This is a genomic window from Halopseudomonas sp. 4NH20-0008, assembly GCF_057548395.1.
On record NZ_BAAJMD010000030.1, the window covers coordinates 1 to 3,369 of the forward strand.

The 3,369-nt window shown below is 54.8% G+C and carries 3 protein-coding genes; 1 reads left to right on the forward strand and 2 read right to left on the reverse strand.

All coding sequences use genetic code 11. The features are described from left to right. Positions 1-420: 420 nt before the first annotated feature. Positions 421-1,467, forward strand: a complete 1,047-nt coding sequence (locus AC27HQ_RS16805; RefSeq protein ID WP_487157349.1) for an AraC family transcriptional regulator — start codon at positions 421-423, stop codon at positions 1,465-1,467. Positions 1,468-1,685: 218 nt separating this feature from the next. On the opposite strand, the gene AC27HQ_RS16810 is transcribed toward AC27HQ_RS16805, so the two are convergent. Next, positions 1,686-3,053, reverse strand: coding sequence for a DUF1329 domain-containing protein (locus tag AC27HQ_RS16810; protein WP_487157351.1), 1,368 nt, complete (start codon positions 3,051-3,053; stop codon positions 1,686-1,688). 33 nt (positions 3,054-3,086) lie between these two features. Beyond that, positions 3,087-3,369: DUF1302 family protein (locus AC27HQ_RS16815; RefSeq protein ID WP_487157350.1), on the reverse strand; the 283-nt coding region annotated here is incomplete at its 5' end.

Below are 3,369 nucleotides of genomic sequence, written 5' to 3' on the forward strand. Positions count from 1 at the left end.
TAACTGGGAGTCAAACTGCGCCTGAACGGGACCGATATTAAAGGTTGCTGCGGTTGCGGTGCCAGCGAAGCTGGCGAGGCCGATGGCCAGCGGGAGTGCCGCAAGCGACCAAGCATGCATTTTTTTTGTCATTGTGCTGCTCCGTTAGATTGAATCATGGACACCGGCACGCCGGGAGGCGTCTGGCATCGGGGATAAGTCTGTCACGGAGAATGGTTTTGATTTGTCCGAAAAGGACGAATTATTTGCCCCAGTCGGACATTCATGAACTGAATGGCCACCATCTGACGCACGCAATTATCTGTTGCATGCTTTTGCATAATCGGCGTGATTGCATTATGTTGGCAACAGTATGTTGCATAGCACGGCGATGGCATACGGCTCATAAGCTTATAAAAACAACACTGGAAAACCAGCGCTATGAACCAGGTTCTTCACCCCCTACCCTGCACAAGACTCAAGGAGAGAGCTTTCTGGGCTCAAGGCATAGGTCAGTCCCTCGCCATTTACGGCAAAAGCATCAGTGACTTACCCCAGGACCTGCAGCATTACTGCAAACCCTGCGATCTGAGCATGGCGCAAATCAGCCAAACAGATATGAACAGGTTGTGGCACGCTGCATCTACGCTGGCCAAAGACGAATGTTTCGGTTTGAGCATGGGCAAGGAATACTGCTCCAATACCCTGAAAGTACTAGCTCTGGCAGCTCAATCGAGCCAGACGCTTGGCCAAGCGGTTCAACGCATTATTCGCTACTTCCCGGTGTTCAGCACCCAGGTTCAACTGTATTCCGTTGAAGACGAACAGAACCTGACCATCTACTTTCAACCCAAGGGCACGCCGCACCCCATGCATATGGAGGCGGTCATAGCTCAATGCAGCAAACTCTGGGCCGCCCTTGAGCCAGGGCATATGCCGCTGGTTCTGGAAACACGCTTGATAGATGACCATGAGAAGTCGCGCATCAACTGTGAAGATATTCTTGGCCGGCGGACCCGGCTCGGCGCCAAGCGCCTGTCGGTCAAACTGAACCGGCAGTTGTTGAACACCCCGTTGCCTGATGCTGATGCCTTTCTATTGAAGCGTCTGGATGACTCTCTTGAAGATATGCTCAGCAATATGCCCAACGTGGATTTTGCCGAGCAGGTCAAGCAACGCATTCGTGTGCTGGTGTCTGAGCGCGAAATTTCCGAAGACCTGGTCGCGACCCCCTTCAACATGAGCCCCAGGCACTTGCGGCGCAAGCTCAGTGAAGCGCAAACCACCTACGAAAAATTGCTTGATGAAGTGCGTATGGAGCTGGCCATCCGCCTGATTCAGGACGGCAAATTGAATCTGGGCCGGATTGCCTTTGAGCTTGGCTTTCTTGACCCCAGTAGCTTTACCCGCGCATTCCGCCGTTGGACGGATATGAGCCCAACGGCCTTTCGCGAACAATTCAAGCAGTCTGCCAGCACGCCTGCTTGATCTTTGCGGCTTATGTCTAGCGTCCGCCTCACCCCTCAAGCGCTGCCTGCAGCTTCCCTGACCGAGATGGAACTCGGTCACTCCCAGGTAAATCAGTTCTTGCTTCCCCTGCAGGATCGAATCGCACCTCGATAACAAACGTTGCTTTACCTTTTCAGCAGACAAAAAAAGGGGCATCCGAAGATGCCCCCTTTCCGTATTACCCGAAGGTAATGCGATCAGCGTACGCCGGAGGCCCGCAGAGCGGCCGGAGTGAACTGATTGTAGCTGGGTACGAAGTCATACTGCGGAGCAGAGACTTCTTCGGTGTACATGCCCAGGGCAATGTAACGACCGGCCAGCAGGTCATACAGGGTTTCGATGGAGTAACCCGGCAGCTTCTGCACATAGTTGAAGCCAATATGGCCTTCACCTACGCGCCACAGAGTACCGCGACCGTCATAGTGGTCAGCATGCGCGATCAGCCAGGAATCCTCGTCAACGAAGAAGTTACGTTGAGCGTAGATATGGCGCTGACCAGCCTTCACGTTACCCTGAACTTCCCACACGCGGTGCAGCTCGAAGCGGGTGTGTTCCGGGTTGATGTGACCAGGCTTGAGCACGTCGTCATAGGTCACGTCGCGCTGGGTCATCTGGTAGCTGTTGTAAGGAATGAAGACTTCCTTCTTGCCTACCAGGGTCCAGTCGTAACGATCAGGTGCACCGTTGTACATGGCAAAGTTGTCAGAGGTACGCATACCGTCAGACGCGGTACCTGGACCGTCATAAGCTACCTGCGGAGCACGACGTACGCGACGCTGACCGGCGTTGTAAACCCACGCCATGCGCGGCTCTTTCAACTGGTCCAGGGTATCGTGTACCAACAGTACGTTACCGGCCAGACGAGCCGGCGCATTCACACGCTGCTTGAAGAACAGCAGGGTGTTGGGAATGCTTGAGGCATCTACGTCAGGCATGTACTGCGGATAACCTACTTCCTCTTCCAGCTTGATCAGGGTGTAGGAACCGTTGGTCTGCGGCATGGCCTGCATGTACCAGCGCTTGATGTTGACGCGGTAGCGGGTGTTGTGGTTCCACACTACCTCGGCACCGGCCTTCGGAATCGGGAAAGCGAAGGTACCGTGAGAGAAGTTCTCGATACCGTCACCACCGTTAACCAGACGCGCCTGACCGGCAGTCGCCTTGACCTGGTCGTACACAGCCTGTGGGTAGCCCACAGTCCGCTGGGATGCATAGACCGGCATCTGGAAGGTTTCCGGATAGCGTTCAAACATCGCAATGTGACCAGGAGTCAGGTTGTCGCGGTACTGCTGGTAGTTCTGGGCAGTAATCACGAACTGGGGCTGCTCGCCCGCAAAGGGGTTGGACTGGAAGTTGTCACCAACCATGCGGCCGGCATCCGGACCCAGACCACCAGTCCACTCGGGAATGGTACCCGCAGCATTACCGGCGCGCTCGGCACCCACTGGGGTCAGTACTGGACCGCCCAGAGAGTCGATTTCGGCCTGAGTCAGGCCCTGGGCCATGACGCTGGAAGCCAACAGGCTCAGCGCCAGACCACCAGCACCCAACAGCGTTTTTTTCATTTGAGTCATTATTCTTATCTCCAATTACCAGTCTTAGAAGCTTACGCTGAGGCTTGCGGATACGAAATCACGATCAACGTTGGTGTTGTACTTACCATCGAAGAAGTCGGTGTAGCTCAGGCTGGCTGTGTACTTGTTGGCGTAGTCAGCGTTCAGGCCGATACTGATTGCCTTGGCGTTTTCAGTGAAGTTCGGGCCGTAACCCTCAACATCATGCGACCAGGTCAGGTTCGGACTCAGGTTGACACCAGCAAAGACGTTGCTGTAGTCAAGCTGGGCACGCAGACGATAACCCCAGGACCAATCAGTGTAGAAA